Origin of the sequence: Limnoglobus roseus, assembly GCF_008254045.1 — a bacterium.
In the GTDB taxonomy this organism is placed as follows: Bacteria; Planctomycetota; Planctomycetia; order Gemmatales; family Gemmataceae; genus Limnoglobus; species Limnoglobus roseus.
This window is the reverse complement of sequence record NZ_CP042425.1, coordinates 7,307,864-7,323,805: the sequence shown is the minus strand read 5'-3', so window position 1 is coordinate 7,323,805 and position 15,942 is coordinate 7,307,864. Positions and strand designations below refer to the sequence as shown.

Below are 15,942 nucleotides of genomic sequence, written 5' to 3'. Positions count from 1 at the left end.
CGAAGACAACGATGAACCCGGCCGCAAACCACACCCATCGTTTACGCCGACGTAGAACTTCCACGCGAAAAGATCTCCCTGCCTACGAGTACCGAACGTCACCGTCCCACCCTACACGCCTCTTTGCGCCGGGTCAACGGGTGGGGACGTTTCCGAAAAGTGCGATTGCGACACTGTTCGGTTTCCGCCGCCGACAATCGCTGAATGGCCTGTGGAATACTGCCACCGTGTGCCGAGTCGGTGGCAGAACGGGTACAGAACTGGTCGAACGCTGGGGGAGCGGTGGCGGATGAAGGGTGAAAGAGGTGAGACGCGAGGGGTAAAACCAACGGGCCGGATGCGGAGCAATTCCCCGAACTCTCGGTCTATCCTGTTCCCGAAACCCCTCGCCTCGACGCCCTTGTAACTGGCGTACGCTCCCACGAAAGTCAAGCGACCGTGGCCAGTGTTGGACGGCCCTTGTCATCCTCGCGTTGACGGCTTTCCGACGCGGGTGGTATCGTGGCAGCCCTCTATGTGAGGGCGACGATGTTTGGTCTTCGACTGTCTTCACCGCCGCGGAACAGCCTCTCCCCGACTCCGCGGCGGGACTCGGGGCAACAACTCGTCGAGTGGGTGTTGTTTCTGGCCGCGGTCGGCATTTTTGCCGCGACCGCGTGGGGGCGCATCCGTACCACCGGCCCCGCGGCGATGGCGGGCCTCACCCTCCTGGCCGCGTTTGCAAACACGATCGATCGCCGCACGGCGATTCGCCGCCTGTCCGTACTGCTCTTGGCGTTCGTCGCGGCCTACCTGATTCGCAACCACACCGCGAGTCTCATCGCGCACCGCCTCGGGCGGTTCACCCTGCTGAGCGGCCTCGGCCTAACGGCCCTCCTGTCTGTGCCCTCCGTCGTCGTCGCGGGGCTGCTGCGAATTCAAGCGAGGCTCCGGGAATCGCCGAACGACCGCCGAGCGTTCGGCATTGCGTTCTTCGCGATCACACTCCCGAGCGCGTTCTTGTACTGGAACTCGACCATCCACGTCTGGACCGGCGACACAATGCCGGTGGTGCCGACGGTCGTGCAGATGGCGCAGACGGGCAGCCGCGAGTTGTCGTCGTACGTGCCCCCATCTGGGCTATACCGCTGGGACGTGTGTGGCCCCGGGCGGCCGTATTTCGTGCGAGAAGTGCCGGGCGGGCCGGGCGTTTATTCGACCTACCCGGCGGGGATGGAAGTGTTCGCGTGGCCGGGCGTCCTCGGCGCGTCGGCGTTGGGTCTGGACATCCGTGACGACAGCCTTCACCTGCGAATCGAGAAACTGACCGCGTCCATACTGACGGGTTGCTCCCTGGCCCTGTTCTTTCTGATCGCGCTGCACTTCGGCTCGCTGACCGGGGCGTTCACCGTGACGTGGCTCCTCGCGACCGGGTCGGTGTTTTCGTCCACGCTCGGGATGCTCCTCTGGCAGCAGGGTGGCATCGTCTTCTGGATGCTGTTGGCCCTGCTGGTCGAGTTCCGCACGGCCAGCCGGCCGGGGTGGAAGGGGTTGCTCCTCCAATCACTGGCGTGCGGGTGGATTCTGGCCTGCCGGCCGTCGGCGGTCACGTTCCTGGTCCCGTTCGGGCTGTGGGTTCTCGCCCGCGACTGGCGGCGTGGGCTGTTGCTGCCGTTGTTGGCCGTGCTGTTCTACCTGCCGTGGGGCGTGATGTATTGGTCGATCTACCGCAACCCGTTCGGCCCCGCGATGGGCTTCCTGCAAGAAAAGTGGTTCCCCGGCGAGTTCATGCTCGGCGTGCTGGTCTGCCCATCCCGAGGACTGTTCGTCTTCCAGCCGTGTTTGCTCCTCTTGGTTCTGCGGCTCTGGCCGGCGGCGCGGGCGGGAGAATCGGGCGTGCCGCGTGGGTGGACGCCGTTCGCGTTGGGCTTGGTGGCGCTGCACTTGCTCTTGATCGCCTCGTGGCCGGTCTGGTGGGGCGGGTTCTGCTACGGCTCGCGGCTGATCGCCGAGGTGGTGCCGATCCTCGCCCTGTTCCTGATTCGGCCCGTCGGATGGTTGCTGTCGCTCCGCGAAGGGTGGATCGCCGTGGCCGTTCTCGGGCTGCTGGGATTCGCGATTCACGTTCCGTGCCTGTACTATGATGCGTGGCTGTGGAACGCGCTGCCGATCTCGGCCGACGCGAACCCGTGGCGGCTGTGGGATTTCGCCCACCCGCCATTCCTCTACGGTTTAGTCTCGAACCCGTAAGGCGAATCCCTCATGGCCCGCGATAAGCCCCGGCCGCCGGTCGCCAAACTCCACGAACTTGCGGTCGGCCCGCCGGCGTCGGACTTCTTTGCCCTACTCGTTGAGAAGAAGAAGGGCACGACCCGCGACGGCAAGCCGTTCTATTCGTGCCGCTTCCGCGACCATCGGCGGACCGTCAGTTGCGTGATTTGGGCCGATGCCCCGCTGTACACGGAGTGCGAGCAGAACTGGCACGCGGGGATGATCTACAAGGTCCGTGGGGTGTTCGCGGAGCACGAAAAGTACGGGCCACAAATCGAGGTGGTGCGACTTCGCGAGTCCACGACCGCGGACAAGGAAGACGGGTTGAACGAGGCCGAGTTCATCGAGCGGTCCCGGTTCGATTCGGACGCAATGTTCACCGACTTGAAGGCACTCGTGCAGGCGGAAATCCGAGACGAGCCGTTGAAGGTGCTGATCGATGGTCTGTTGGATGCCCACGCGGAGCCCCTGAAGAAGCTCCCGGCGACGGCCCGACACTTCTACCCGTTCCCCGGCGGGTGGCTGGAACACGTTCTCAACGTCACGCGGAACTGTTGCTGGCTCGCGGACCAATACGCCGAACGGTTTCCGGATTTGAAGCCGTTCAACCGTGATCTGGTCGTCGCGGGGGCGGTACTGCACGACATCGGGCGAGTCGCCGAGTACACCATCACCCTGCCGACGTTGCCGCCAGAATCGACGGTCGCCGGCCACCTGTTCGGGCACATTCAACTTTCGCGCGATCTGGTGCGCGACGCCGCGAAGGGCGTGGAAGGGCTTAACGCCGAGCTAGTTCAGTTGTTGGAACACGTGATTCTTGCGCACCTGACACGGCCGGAGTGGGGTTCGCCGCGGTTGCCGATGATCCCGGAGGTGCTGATCCTACACCACGCCGATGATTTGGACGCGAAGTTCGAAATGTTCGCCCGCCATCTCACGCGAGATACGGGCGAGGGATTGGTAACAGAACGCGACCCGATTCTCAACAAGCAACTCTTGAAACAGCGGAGCGTCTGACCTTTATCGGGCGATCAGACCCGTGGTCGGGTTGTAGGTCGTACCCGTGAGCGGGTTCACGTACACGCCACTGCCGGGTAGGAAAGTGCCCCACGCGGTGAGCGAGCCGGTGCCCGGAACGTGGTAGAAAGTCCCTTCCCGCGTCAGTGCGATCCCACGGTAGGGCTTCAGAACGGTTCCGCTGACCGGATTCACAGCTGTGGCACGATCGACTGCCACGAACCCGCCGACTTCTTTCTGAAGGGCCGGTTGATTGAAGTTATTCACACCAAGGCCGTTGAACTGGTTGAAACCGAAGTTTTGAAAGCTGTAATCGCTTAGCCCGTAACCCGGATACAGGCTGGGGTTAAAAATTGTGGCATTGTTGTACTGCACCATGTAATTGAAGTAGGCCGCGGCCGCGTACTGATTGTAGTTGTTGTTGTGGTAGCGTGCCCACGGGTTGTAGGCGTTGGGGAAGTTGGTCAGCCCCGACGGCGGATAGTAGTAGCCCGAGTACGGCTGATAACCGTTGCTATAGGACTGGTAGTTGTAACCGTTCGATCTGTAATACTGGGCTGAGGTGTTGTTTGTGGCCGAAGCGAGGCCGACTACCGCGAGTAAACCAAGGATGATGCTTCGCATTGTTGTTCCCTCCGAAGTCTTCCCTTCATTCTCAACGCATTTCCCGGACCGGCGTTGGCATATCAGGTTGTACCGAGGCGATTTGCACTCTCTAACTCGGAACTTTAGGAAACTTGCGCCAATTCCGAAGAATCGGCGGCATCACGCTTCGCGAGGCGGATGGTGAGAACGGCGGCCAGAATGATGAGCGGACCTTCCCACGCGGCCCACCAGAGGGGCATGCCGAAGACCAGGTCGACGGTGAACGCGACCAGACCGTAAAAGCCGTTCAGGTAGCCCAGCACTACGATAAGCGGTCGGTATCGCCGCACGTCGAACGAGACGAAAACGAGGATCGCCCCGTGCATCGCGTACAGCAGCGAAGCCGTTCGGCTCAGGTACTGCAAGATCACCACATCGGGTAACTCTCCCAAATGGAGAGCGTCGCGGTGGAGGGCATTCATGACAGTGTAGGGGAGCAGGATGGCGGGCAATGCCGCGACAAGGCAGACCCCGATCAGGCGGAGTAATCGGGCGAGGTGAACGTCGGTTCGCGAGGGTTGCACCCGGCCTATTTTGTCAACGGCTGGATGAACTTCAATCGCACGCCACACCGAAGCACCTGGCCGTCGCCGCGAAGGACTAACTCGCCGCGGTCGAGGACGTGCAAAATTTCCGCGAGGGTTGTAACTTCCCTGTTAACCGAGGCGACCGGCCGATCCTGCTGAGTTGCGGCCCACTCGGCAATCTCCTTCCCGTGTTTGCCGAGATAGCCTTGAAGGGCGGCCCCGGAAACGCGGAGTACCACGGCTTCGTCGGGGGGAACCTTGACCGCGCCGGGCTTACGGAAGGCCGCGACCTGCTTTGGTGACGACGAGACGATGAGGTGCCCTTCTGACAGAGCGTAGCAGGGGAGGAAGCCGTTGGAGAAGAGTTTTGGGTTCGAGAAGATCGTGACTTCCGGCCCCGCGACGGGTCGTTCCGTCTGCGACTCGATCTGGTCGTCGTGGTCGCGGTTGTAGCCGACCTGGGCAAACTGCGAATAGAAGGCGACCGTCTTCTCGACCGCGGTCCGCACCGTCGCCGGATCATCGGTTACGCCCACCGCGAGGGTGACGGTGGGCCACCACCCGCCGGTCCCCGGTTGTGTCACCCACACGCCCCAGTCGGGACCGATGCCGCGGAGTACGTCGGGAACCTTTTGCCGGCCGATGACCGCGCCGAGTGACTTTTCGATCTCCTGGCGAACCTCGTCTCGGTCTTCCGCCGGGGTGAACGAGAGCAGCACGTCCATGATCTGACGACCCGTCGCCCGCCCCGCAATGGCGAGCAGCGCGTCCTCGGGGATGACCTGCCACAACGCGGACGACTTCGGTCGGGATTGCAGGAACGACCGCAGTTCGCCGGGCAGGGCGTCCGCACGGTACGCGGCCGCGACGCCGAACTCGAGGTCCGCCTTGGCGTCGAGGTAAATTGCGATGTTGTCGAGGGCCGACCAGATTTGCGCGAACTGTTGGCGGGCCGCCTTTTCCTTCGCCGACCCGGCCGCGGCGATGTGGGCCTTCACCTCGGTGTCGAGCTTCCGCGGGTTGAACCAGCAGAGAATAAAGGCATCCTGCACGCGCAGTTGCTCGATCGACTTCGCGATCGGCGGCGGGTTGTTTTTCGGTGCGAGGCGTTGATCGATCACCGAGTGAATCGACGCCTCCTGTGCGGCGAACACGAAGAGGCCGTCGTCCAAGAGGTAGAACTCGCTGCGGTCGTCCGACTTCGCACGCTTGAAGTACTCCTGGCCGCGGTACTTCAACGGAACGATGGCCGTGAGTTCCTTCGTCGCGTTCTGGACCTTGTTCAACTGGTCGACGAGTTTGGCGAGCTTCGCCGGGTCGCGCGCCTTGAGCATCACGCACCCTTGCTCCTGCTCCGGCTTGCCGACGGGGCCGGGCTTGTACGTCAGGACGATGGCGTCACCGAAGATGTCGTCTCGCAGGTCGGTCGGCGTTACGCCCAGGAAGGACGTGAACAGCGTCTCAACGTCCTTTAGCTTCTGTAATTCGGGGGCGGCCCCGAGTGCGGTCCCGTATTTCTGGCTGACCCACGCGGCCAAGGGTGAGGCCGCGACCGCCTGGGACCGATCGCGAACGCCCTGCACGATCAGGCAGATGGCCGTGTCGGAGGGCACGAGGCTCAAGAGTTCGTCGCGGGGCGTGGCCGTCGGTTGGGCGACGAGGGGAAGGGCGGTGGCCAGCAGAACCACGGCGGTCACGAGCATTCGCATGGCGGTCGATTGCTCCGATTAAGACTTCTGTTGGGGAATCGACGCGAAGCCACCGACGTCGCGGATGAACAGGTTCAACGCCCGCTTGGCCGTGTTCGTGATCGGTTCGACCGGCGAGGCGGAAGTTGGCCGCAAATCGGTTTGAACGGGAACGGCGGCCGGCGTGGGCCGGACCGTGTCGAGGCTGGCGAACAAGTTTCGGGCCGGCGAGAGGGATTCTTCCGTCGCCCGCTTCGTCAGCGACACGACGGCCGATCCCGCCTCCGCGAACGATTTCGTGACCGACGGCGGCGCGATTCGAACCGGGTCCGGCGAGCGGGAAGCCACTGCGGGCTGCGGTGATTGTCGCCCCTCCGTCGCGAGGAACGCCACGACTACCGCAGCGGCCAACGACGCAACCGCGATGCGGACCGACCGGCGAAAATCGGCCTGCCGGCGTTCCGCGATGACGGCCGGGACGACCCGGTCCGCGAAGTTCGCGGGCGGCAGAACCGGCGGTAACGACTTCAAACCCGTGAGGAGCGCGACCGTTGCCCCCGCCATTTCGCGACAGGCCGGGCAGCTTTCGGTGTGAGGATCGCTCAGCGCGTCGATGGGCAAGTCGCCGTCCAGCACGCGCTGAACTGCAACTTCGAATCGGCCGCACGCCGCGGCGGGGGAGGTTGGGTTGGTCATCTCGTTCATGGCTCGGTCATCCCGTTACCGGGACGCTTTGGTCGGCTTCCTGCTTCTTGGCGGGGTGGTCAGTTGAAGGCACAAGACCGCGTCGCCGCAGGCGGATCAAGATTTCCGTTCGTGCCCGGTGCAGCCACGTCTTGATCGTCCCCACGGGGCGGTCGATCACGGCCGAAATCTCCTCGTAAGACTGCCCGTGCTCGTGGAACAGCACGAACACTTCGCGGTAGTCGGTCCGCATCTCGTCCACGGCGGTTCGGATTTCCGCCGTCAGTTCGTGGCTGTCGTCCTCCGGCTGTTGGCTCGCCGTCTCGTGCAGGTGATCGACCAGTTCCGGCCGCCGCACCCGCTTCGACATCGCCGTCCGGCAGCGGTTGATCGTGATGCCCAGAATCCACGGCCGCAGTTGCCGGGTGCAATCCCAGCGGTTCAGGCTGCGGAACACGCGGATGAACACCTCCTGGGCCACGTCTTCCGCGTCCTGGGAGTGGCGTAGCAGCCGCACGCACACGCTGTAAACGTCAGTTTGGAATCGTTCGACGAGGGAACGCATGGCGGCCGCGTCGCCGAGGAGGCACCGGCGGACCAGTTCGGCATCGCTGTCGGCGGTCACGTTCAACCTCTCGCAGAGTCCTACCCCGGCCGGGGGAGAAAGGTTTCGCGACGTGTCATTCGTTTGACGGGGTCTGAAATTGCGGGATTTAACGCCCGGTTTGCTCGTGGGCCGCCCGAAGCAGGTCGATCGCCTGCTTAACCGAGATCTCGGGCAGCTTCTTGCCCACTTTCTCCAGCCCTTCGCTGAATCGGATCGCCGTCTCTTGCATCCGCTCGTGGGTTTCCTTCGAGCCGCCGATCAGGACCATCTCCTCCGACCGGGTGATCCGCTTTTCGCCGTCCTGATTGTCCAGCCCGACGCCCAGGATGCCTTGCACGCGGCTCTTGGGCTTCCGTTTACGCGGCGAATTGTTCGCCATGATGGTCGATCTCCCGAGGGTCGAGACGTCCGCACCATTCTACCCGACGGCGGCGGTGGTGGTAATCTGTTTCCGGCGGACCGCGGTGCTTGGTTGCTTGCATCTCGCGGGCATCAGGGGTAAGATCAGTGAAGATTTCCCCGAATTATCAGGGTCGTCGTGCCTTCCCCACGGCCCGCCGCGCCTTACCCGTGGTAGTACCATGCCAAAGCTCAAACTCATCAAAGCCCCCGGAATGACGGGCTCCGGGCAAAGTTATCTCTTGTCAACCGACGAAGTCGTCCTCGGCCGGGAAGACGTTTGTGGCATTGTGGTGCCGAATCACGCGGTCAGCCGGAAGCACGCCAGAATCATCCGGTCGAACGGACAGTTCTTTATCGAAGACCTCAAGAGCCGGAACAAGACCCTCGTCAACAACCGCGAAATCACGGAGCGGCACGCCCTCAAGCACGACGACCGGATCAAGATTTGCGACTTCCAGTACTTGTTCCAGGACGACCGGCCTTTCGTCCCTCACATGCAGCCCCTCCCGGGGGAATACAAGCCGCCGGTAAACCTGGAGGATACGCAAGAGGACGAACTGAAGAACGATTCGAGCAGTATCGAGCACATGGTGGCCAAGGGGTCCGACACGGATTTGCTGAACGCCCAGCCCAAGGACATGCTGAGGGCGCTGTTGGACATTAGCATCAGTCTGTCGAAGGCCCTCGAACTCGAGCCGCTCCTGTCGACCATCGCCGAGACGAGTTTCAACGTGTTCCGGCAGGCCGACCGGTGCTTCATCATCCTCGCCGAGGACAAGAAACTCATCCCGAAGATCGTCAAGGTTCGTCGCCAGGGCAGCCAGGACGATCACCGGTTTAGTAAGACGATCGTCCGCAAGTGCATGGAGTCGATGGCCGCGTACTTGAGCGAAGACGCCTCCAGCGACGTCGCGATGGGAGCGGCCCAGTCGATCGCCGAGTTCCGCATCCGGTCGGTGATGTGCGTGCCGCTGACCGATTCCGACGGCAAGGCCATCGGCGCGATGCAACTGGACACCCAGGACCGCGGCAAGAAGTTCAAGAAGGACGACCTGAACCTGTTGCTAATCGTCGCCAACTTGGCGACCGTGGCTATCGAAAAGGCGACCCTTCACGAGAGCACGATGGCGCGGGAGAAACTTCAGAAGGAAATCGAGATCGCCCGCAAGGTCCAACTCGACTTCCTCCCGCGGACGCTGCCCGTCATCGCCGGGTACGAGTTCTTCAGCGACTACAGCGCGGCCCAGACGGTGGGCGGCGACTACTACACGTTCATCCCGCTGCCGGACGGCCGGATTGCGATCCTGCTCGGCGACGTGGCCGGGAAGGGCGTGCCGGCCGCGCTGCTCATGGCGAAACTGAGCGCGGAAGCCCGGTACTGCATGATGACGCAGCCCGACGTGCCGACCGCGATTCAGCACCTGAGCGACCAACTCATCCGCGGCGGCATCGGCGACCGGTTTGTGACGATGGCGGCGCTTGTTCTCAATCCGGTCACGCACCGCGTCACTATCGTCAACGCCGGCCACTTGAACCCGATGCGGTTCCGGGCGACCGACCGTACCCTCGTGGAAGTCATCACCCACGAGCAAAGTGGCCTGGCCCTCGGCATCGTCGAGTCGTACCCCTACGAGGCGGTCGAGATCGGCTTGTTACCGGGCGACACCCTCCTCCTGTTCACCGACGGCGTGACCGACGCCACGTCCCCGGCCCCCGCCGACGCCATGTTCGGCTACGAGGGGCTGACGGCGACCATAATGAAGCCAACCGCCGGATCGCCGATCGACCGCCCGAAGGCGTTGGGGGAGCGGCTCGTCCGGGCGGTCCGACAGCACGCCAACGGCCGCCCGCAGACCGACGACATCGCCATCGTTTGCTTCGGCCGGTTGGTCGAGAACGTCCCCCCGACCGGGCCGCACGCGATGGGCGGGCGGGGCTGAGATCTTTTCGACGGACCGTAGAGGCTGACCGATGAGCAATACCGCAACGCTGCCCGAACTCGAAGCCGAGAGCCAACAGAAGACGCGACACCAACCCCCCTACCACGTCGTGCTGTTGAACGACGACGACCACTCTTATGCGTACGTGATCCTGATGCTGAAGGAGTTGTTCGGCCACCCGGTCGAAAAGGGCTACCAACTCGCGGACGAGGTGGACAAGCAGGGCCGGGCGATCGTGTTCACGGGGGCGAAAGAAGTGGCCGAGTTGAAGCAGGAGCAGGTTCACGCTTACGGACCGGACCCGACGATCAAGCGCTGCCAGGGGTCGATGACGGCCGAACTGGAGGCGGCAGAGTGAGCGGCCCCGACAAAGTTTCGTCGGGGCCGCTGGCGATTACTTCTTTTCGAGCTTCACCGACTTGATGACCACGTCCGTCGTCGGGACGTTCTGGTAGCCCTTCTGGGTGCCGGTCTCGACCGCCTTGATCTTGTCCACGACGTCCGTGCCTTCGGTCACCTTGCCGAAGACGGCGTACCCGTCGCTGGCCGCCGACTTGTCGAGGAACTTGTTGTCCCCGACGTTGATGAAGAACTGGGCCGTGGCGCTGTCCGGGTCGCCGGTTCGGGCCATCGCGATAGTGTACTTCTTGTTGCTCAGACCGTTCGACGCCTCGTTCTTGATCGGGGCCTTGGTCTTCTTCTGGCTCAGGCCCGACTCGAAGCCGCCGCCCTGGATCATGAAGTCCTTGTCGGAGTTCTCCTTGCCGATGACGCGGTGGAAGATCGTGCCGTCGTAGTGCTTATCTTCAACGTAGCTGAGGAAGTTCTTGACCGTGATCGGGGCCTTCTCTTCGTCGAGTTCGATCTTGATCGTGCCCAGGGACGTTTCCATCACGACCACCGGGTTCGCGGCCCGCGCGCCGTTCGCGGCGACGACGGCCAGACCAATGAAGCAGACCAGGAACAGTTTCAGGGACATGCGGTGTCTCCTACGTGTGTAAATCCCCGGGGCGGCCGGTCCGCCCCGTGGGAAGCATTGTAGGCGGGAAGTCGAGACTTGCGATCCGCCGGCCGAAGCGATAGGCTTTCCCCACCCCTTCGACCCCTCCCCGCGAGACGAACCCGTGAAACACCTCCTCGCCGCGACGCTGCTGTTACTCCCCGGCTTCGCGTTCGCGCAGCCGAATTTCGAGACTCCGAAGGCCGTGACAATCGACAAGGCCGTTCTGGCGGAACTCGTATTGAAGACGGCCGAGTTGCAGAAGGCCGTTGACGCGATCCCGGCGTCGGTCCCGGTCGGGGTTCGGAACGACGTTGTCATCTACTTGAAGGCCGCCGACTGGATCGTGCGCCACGGCGAATTCTTCAGCAAGGATTCGCCGAAGCAAACGCTCGCGGTGATCGAAGCCGGGGTGGCCCGCGCCCGGGCCGCCGCGAAGGGGCAAGCCCCGTGGCGCGACGTTCGCGGCAAGGCCGTAATTCGCGCCTACGCCTCGGCGGTGGACGGCTCGCTTCAGCCCTACAGCGTGCTGGTGCCGGAAGGGTTCGAGAAAGTTCGCCGCATCGACGTGGTGTTGCACGGCCGGGACCAGACGCTGACCGAATCTCGGTTCATCGTCGGAAAGGAAGCCGCGAAGGGCGGGTCGAAGACCGACCACGTTGTCATTGAGGTCTACGGCCGCGGGAATAACGCCTACCGTTGGGCGGGCGAGCAAGACGTGTTCGAGGCCCTCGCCAACTTCCGCACCGAAGCCGCTCCCACGGTTCGGGACGTTTCCGAGTGGCCGGTCATCCTACGTGGCTTTTCCATGGGCGGGGCCGGCACGTGGCACCTCGGCCTCCAACACCCGTCGGCCTTCGCGGCGATCAGTCCGGGGGCCGGCTTCACCACCACGCACGGCTACATCAAGGGGCTGCCGAAACTGCCCGATTACCAGGAGCGTTGCCTGCACATTTACGACGCGGTCGACTACGCCGAGAACGCCTTCGACGTGCCGATCGTGGCCTACTCGGGTGGCAACGACCCGCAGAAAGCGGCGGCGGACAACATCGAGAACGCGCTGAAAGGGTTCAAGGAACCGCTGCGGTTCACGCACATCGTCGCGCCGGGGCTGGAGCACAAACAACCGCCGGAGTGGCTCGCCAAGATCGAGGCGGAGTTTCAGAAGTACCTCGCGGCCGGCCCGCAGGCGTACCCCAATCGCGTCCGGTTCGTCACCTACACCCTTCGCTACCCCACCTGTTCCTGGGTGGTTCTGGAAGGACTGGAACGCCACTACGATCGCGCGCTCGTTGACGCCCAGGCGAAGGGGGCAGAAGGCTTCGACGTGAAGACGATCAACGTAACGCGGCTTCGGCTGACGCGGGCGAAGGAACTGGGGAACGTCCCGGTGAAGGTTGTGATCGACGGGCAGGCGGTCGATGCCGTTTCGGGCGGTGCGGCCGTGGCGTTCGAGAAGACCGCGGGCAAATGGGCGGCCGCGAAGGCGAACGTCGTGCTGCGAAAATCACCGGGATTGCAAGGGCCGATCGACGACGTGTTCCACACGCCGTTCCGCGTGGTCGGGCCGACCGGGAAGGGTTGGTCCGAGGCCACCGATCGTCTTGCGAAGTCCTCGCTCGCCCGGTTCGGCCGAGAGTGGGATAAGTATTTTCGCGGACTGCTTCCGACGGGCGAGACGCAGCAACACTCGGCCCTCCTGTTCGGCGACCCCGGCAGTAACCCCGCCATCAAGGCGGTTCTCCCAAAGTTGCCGATCCAGTGGACGGCAGAAAAGCTCGTCGTGAACGGCGTCGAGTACGACGCGGCGACGCACCTGCCGGTGCTGATCTACCCCCACCCGAACGTGCCGGAAAAATACCTTATTCTGAACAGTGGCCACACGTTCCACGAGGCCGAACTGAAGGGTACGAACGCGCAACTTTATCCGCGACTGGGCGACTGGGCCGTCATCAAGCCGAAGCCGACGAAGGACGATCCGGCGGCGGCGGAAGTCGTGGCGGCCGGCATCTTCGACGAGAACTGGCAGTTCGCGAAGGAGTGAGGTTACTTCTTCTCGTACAGTTTCAGGCCGTCTTCCACCTTCTTGACCAGGGCCGGCTCCGTCGTGCGCAGCCCGGCCACGAAGGCTTTCGCCTTGTCGTCGGGGCACTGAAGGGCGTACCGGACGATGCCGCGGCGGATCACCGGTGCCGCGTGCGTCGGCTTCGCGAAGGCGTCCAGGATCGTCGGCGTCAGATCCCACCAACCCCAACGCCGCAGGTCGTCAATCGCGAGGTCGGCGAGGTCGCGGTTGGCGATGAGCGCCCGCAGGCACGCGACGATGTGGTCCTTCGATTCCTTCGGCCGCGTCGCCTGGAAGAAGCGGATCGCGGAGATCACGTTGAGCTTGTCGCTGAACGGCCGCGTCGGCGACGCCAGCAGATCGCCGGCGAGTTTCCAGCCCTGCTCAGGATTCAGCAGGATCAAACCCGTCAGGAGGCCGCCGAGGTTCGACGCTACGCGGTCGCTTGGGGCCGCCGTCGTCAACGCCCCGGCGAGCCAATTCGCGTCGGCCCCATTCCCGCTGAGCCCGAGGAGAAGGCCGAGGACGCCGATCCGCTCGTCGGGGACTTTCGGATCGACGATCCACTTGCGAATCTTCGCCGGGTCGAGCGACGCCTTGGCCTTCACGAGGTCCGCGTCGGTCGTGCGGGCGAGTTCGAGAAAGGCGTCCGCCGACACCGTTGGGTCGGCCGCGTCTAGCAACCGGAAGAAGTAGCCAATGCGCGTTCCGGCCGGCGTCTTGGCGTCGATCTTCGCCACGCCGGTCAGATAGTCTCTGACCGCCTTGCCGCCCGCGATGCCGTCAACCGGCTCGATGCGGCCGTCGACGATGGAGCAGAAGAAGACGTAATCCGGCGGCGTGTCGGCAACGATCGGCAGGTAACGCGGGATGGTCAGGACCGCGGTCTTGCCGAGGGCGGCGTCGGTTTTGAGAACGTGCGTGATGTGAAATTCCGTCGTGCCGGTGCCGTCGTCGCGGGCAATCGGGTTCTTCAGCACGCCGGCCACGACGATCTTCGCATCGGCGAACTTCTCGCGCAACGGCTGGCGTCGGGTGAAGCCGTCGCTGCAAAAGCTGCACGCGAGAGCGGGACCCGAAACGAGACACACCAGCACTAACGCGATCCATACTCTCACGGTTCGACCCTCTCGGTGACACCGAGAGTAGACCCGATGGGCGCGAGGGTTGTCCAGACGGAAGCGACAAAAAGAAAGCCCCGCCGGTCGGCGGGGCTTTCGCGTGCGGGGTGGCCGTCACTTCATCGTCGTTGCCTCGGCCGGCTTCGGCTTCTCGTCGGCGAGCATCTCGCGGACGAGTTTCACTCGCTCCGCATCGTCCTTCTCAGACTGATGGACGAACGCCTTCGCCGCCTCGCTCTTTCCCTCGACCGTCAGGGCGAACCGCAGGACGGCCCGGCGGACGATGGGAATTTGCTTGTGTGATTCCTTCTGGCCGTTCTCCAGAACCCACGCGGTCACGTCGGTCCGGTCCCACTTGCGGAGGTCTTCGATCGGCAGGTCCGCGATGTCCGATTGGGCGACGAGGACCTTCATCCCCTCCACGATCTTGTCGTGCGTCACCACGTCCGGCCGGTTGTCCCAGAAGAACCGTAGCACCCGTAGCCCGGCGTACCGAACCTGGAAGTCCTTCTTCTCGTCGGTCAGGATGTCCATCAGGAACGGCCATCCGGCCTTGGTGTCGAGCATGATGTACCCCGCCAGGACGCCGTCGAGGCCGCTGGTGTACTGCTTCTTCGGGTCATCGAGGATCGCCCGGAGGGCCGCGGCGTGTGCCGGCTTCTTGCTGTGGCCGAGGATCATCCCGTACAGGCCGAACCGCGACGCCGGCGTTTGCTTGTCTTCCAGCCAGCCGAGGAGCTTGTCCATGTTCAGCTTCGCCGACGCGGCTTGAACGTCCTTATAGTCGGCGTTCGCGAACTCCAAGAAGGCGTCGGTGGCGATCTTCGATTCCGGCGAGTCGAGGTAGTCGAAGAAGTAACACAGGCGGCTCACCACGTCCTTCTCGCGGACGGCGAACGCCCCCTTCAGGTACTGCGGCAGTTTGCTGTCCTTCTCCAACTCGTCGCCGCGGTACGGGTCGAGTTGGTAGCGGTCGAAGTTCACGAGGACGGCCGTCGACCCCACGGCGGCAGCGGCGGTGTCGGTCGCCGTGCTGTAAAGCCCGCAGAAGACCAGCGTCTGGGCGTTGGCTGCGGCGGGGTCAATGCGGATGTACCGTGGGAGGATCAGCGTCTTCTTTCCCTTCAAGAAAGGGTGGTCCTTCACGATCGAGTCGATGGAGAGTTCGGTCGTGCCCTTCGTGATGTCGTTGGGGTCTTGCTTGGCGTTCTTCAGGGTGCCGAGGACGATGAGATCGGCCTGGTTGACTTCGCCGGCCAGGGTCTGACCCTGGACCGAACAGAACGGGCAGGCGCGGGCGGTGCCGAGCGCCAGCGTGAGTGCGAGAAGGGCGACCGCGAAACGGTTGCGCATCGGTGGGAACCTCGTGAACGGGGATACGGTAATTATGGCGGTGCCGTCAACCCTTCGCCAAGTGCGATTCCGCCTCGGCCAGTCGCTTTTCGACGATCTCGAAGGCCGGCCGCGATTCCGCCGTGAGGCCCGTCCGCAGCGCGTCGAGGTACGACTTCATCCGGCGGATCGACTTCTCCCGGCCTTTTGCTCCGAGGGTCGCGCCATCGTTCGTGTTGTCGTAGATGTCGGCCAACTTGCACACGCAGACGGGCCAACCGCCGGCCACCAGTTGTTTGCGGTACGCCTCCTCGCGCTCCTCTTCGGGCAACCGCATGTCCTTCGTGAGGGCCACGACGATGCGGGCGACTTCTTCGCCGAACTTCTCCAACAGGTCGTCGTAATCCGTGGTCGTGTCCTCGATCGTGTCGTGCAGGACGGCCGCCGCAATCAGCGTGGGCTGGTGGAAGCCGAAGACCTGCGACACCGTGAGGGCGACGCGGAAAACGTGGCTGACGTAGGGCGTCTCCTTGTCCTTGCGAATCTGGTTCTTGTGCGCCCGGGCGGCGAAGGCGACGGCCTCGAAGATCACGGCGTTCGGGTCGGTGGCTGGCATAGTCGTCGGTGGGATGAGGAGAAGTTCCGGGAATCGCCATTGTATCTT

General features: G+C 63.7%; 15 protein-coding genes. 5 read left to right on the top strand and 10 right to left on the bottom strand.

Annotated elements, in window-relative coordinates:
- Positions 1-528 precede the first annotated feature (528 nt).
- Both PX52LOC_RS31500 and PX52LOC_RS31495 read left to right on the top strand, forming a co-directional pair.
- Entirely contained in the window at positions 529-2,229 is a 1,701-nt protein-coding gene (locus PX52LOC_RS31500) for a hypothetical protein (protein WP_149113800.1), read from the top strand.
- A gap of 12 nt (positions 2,230-2,241) precedes the next feature.
- Positions 2,242-3,267 (top strand): 3'-5' exoribonuclease YhaM family protein, encoded by a 1,026-nt coding sequence (locus PX52LOC_RS31495; protein WP_149113799.1) that lies wholly within the window; start codon positions 2,242-2,244, stop codon positions 3,265-3,267.
- A 3-nt stretch (positions 3,268-3,270) separates the two neighbouring features.
- On the opposite strand, the gene PX52LOC_RS31490 is transcribed toward PX52LOC_RS31495, so the two are convergent.
- The 6 genes from PX52LOC_RS31490 to PX52LOC_RS31465 form a co-directional block, all read right to left on the bottom strand.
- Positions 3,271-3,891: a hypothetical protein gene (locus tag PX52LOC_RS31490; RefSeq protein ID WP_149113798.1), complete on the bottom strand. Its 621-nt coding sequence runs from the start codon at positions 3,889-3,891 to the stop codon at positions 3,271-3,273.
- Between the two features lie 104 nt (positions 3,892-3,995).
- On the bottom strand, positions 3,996-4,436 hold the full coding sequence (locus PX52LOC_RS31485; protein ID WP_149113797.1) for a hypothetical protein: 441 nt from the start codon (positions 4,434-4,436) through the stop codon (positions 3,996-3,998).
- 5 nt (positions 4,437-4,441) lie between these two features.
- Positions 4,442-6,148: a hypothetical protein gene (locus tag PX52LOC_RS31480; protein ID WP_149113796.1), complete on the bottom strand. Its 1,707-nt coding sequence runs from the start codon at positions 6,146-6,148 to the stop codon at positions 4,442-4,444.
- An 18-nt stretch (positions 6,149-6,166) separates the two neighbouring features.
- Positions 6,167-6,832: a hypothetical protein gene (locus PX52LOC_RS31475; RefSeq protein ID WP_149113795.1), complete on the bottom strand. Its 666-nt coding sequence runs from the start codon at positions 6,830-6,832 to the stop codon at positions 6,167-6,169.
- Between the two features lie 7 nt (positions 6,833-6,839).
- Positions 6,840-7,436 carry an RNA polymerase sigma factor gene (locus PX52LOC_RS31470; RefSeq protein ID WP_246173524.1) on the bottom strand — a complete coding sequence of 199 codons (597 nt, stop codon included), beginning with the start codon at positions 7,434-7,436 and terminating at the stop codon, positions 6,840-6,842.
- 88 nt (positions 7,437-7,524) lie between these two features.
- Positions 7,525-7,797 carry a hypothetical protein gene (locus PX52LOC_RS31465; RefSeq protein ID WP_149113794.1) on the bottom strand — a complete coding sequence of 91 codons (273 nt, stop codon included), beginning with the start codon at positions 7,795-7,797 and terminating at the stop codon, positions 7,525-7,527.
- A gap of 202 nt (positions 7,798-7,999) precedes the next feature.
- Here PX52LOC_RS31465 and PX52LOC_RS31460 point away from each other — a divergent pair, with 202 nt between their 5' ends.
- A complete protein-coding gene (locus PX52LOC_RS31460) occupies positions 8,000-9,760 on the top strand; it encodes a SpoIIE family protein phosphatase (protein WP_168219321.1) in 1,761 nt (586 codons plus the stop codon).
- Between the two features lie 31 nt (positions 9,761-9,791).
- On the top strand, positions 9,792-10,118 hold the full coding sequence (locus tag PX52LOC_RS31455) for an ATP-dependent Clp protease adaptor ClpS (RefSeq protein ID WP_149113792.1): 327 nt from the start codon (positions 9,792-9,794) through the stop codon (positions 10,116-10,118).
- Positions 10,119-10,154: 36 nt separating this feature from the next.
- Here PX52LOC_RS31455 and PX52LOC_RS31450 read toward each other — a convergent pair whose 3' ends face one another.
- Positions 10,155-10,739, bottom strand: a complete 585-nt coding sequence (locus PX52LOC_RS31450) for a peptidylprolyl isomerase (RefSeq protein ID WP_149113791.1) — start codon at positions 10,737-10,739, stop codon at positions 10,155-10,157.
- Between the two features lie 145 nt (positions 10,740-10,884).
- Here PX52LOC_RS31450 and PX52LOC_RS31445 point away from each other — a divergent pair, with 145 nt between their 5' ends.
- Positions 10,885-12,804, top strand: coding sequence for a hypothetical protein (locus tag PX52LOC_RS31445; RefSeq protein WP_149113790.1), 1,920 nt, complete (start codon positions 10,885-10,887; stop codon positions 12,802-12,804).
- A 2-nt stretch (positions 12,805-12,806) separates the two neighbouring features.
- Here PX52LOC_RS31445 and PX52LOC_RS31440 read toward each other — a convergent pair whose 3' ends face one another.
- From PX52LOC_RS31440 to PX52LOC_RS31430, 3 genes are all read right to left on the bottom strand, one after another.
- Positions 12,807-13,943: a hypothetical protein gene (locus tag PX52LOC_RS31440; protein ID WP_149113789.1), complete on the bottom strand. Its 1,137-nt coding sequence runs from the start codon at positions 13,941-13,943 to the stop codon at positions 12,807-12,809.
- A 117-nt stretch (positions 13,944-14,060) separates the two neighbouring features.
- A complete protein-coding gene (locus PX52LOC_RS31435; protein WP_149113788.1) occupies positions 14,061-15,299 on the bottom strand; it encodes a hypothetical protein in 1,239 nt (412 codons plus the stop codon).
- A 46-nt stretch (positions 15,300-15,345) separates the two neighbouring features.
- On the bottom strand, positions 15,346-15,894 hold the full coding sequence (locus PX52LOC_RS31430; protein WP_149113787.1) for an HD domain-containing protein: 549 nt from the start codon (positions 15,892-15,894) through the stop codon (positions 15,346-15,348).
- Positions 15,895-15,942: the final 48 nt, after the last annotated feature.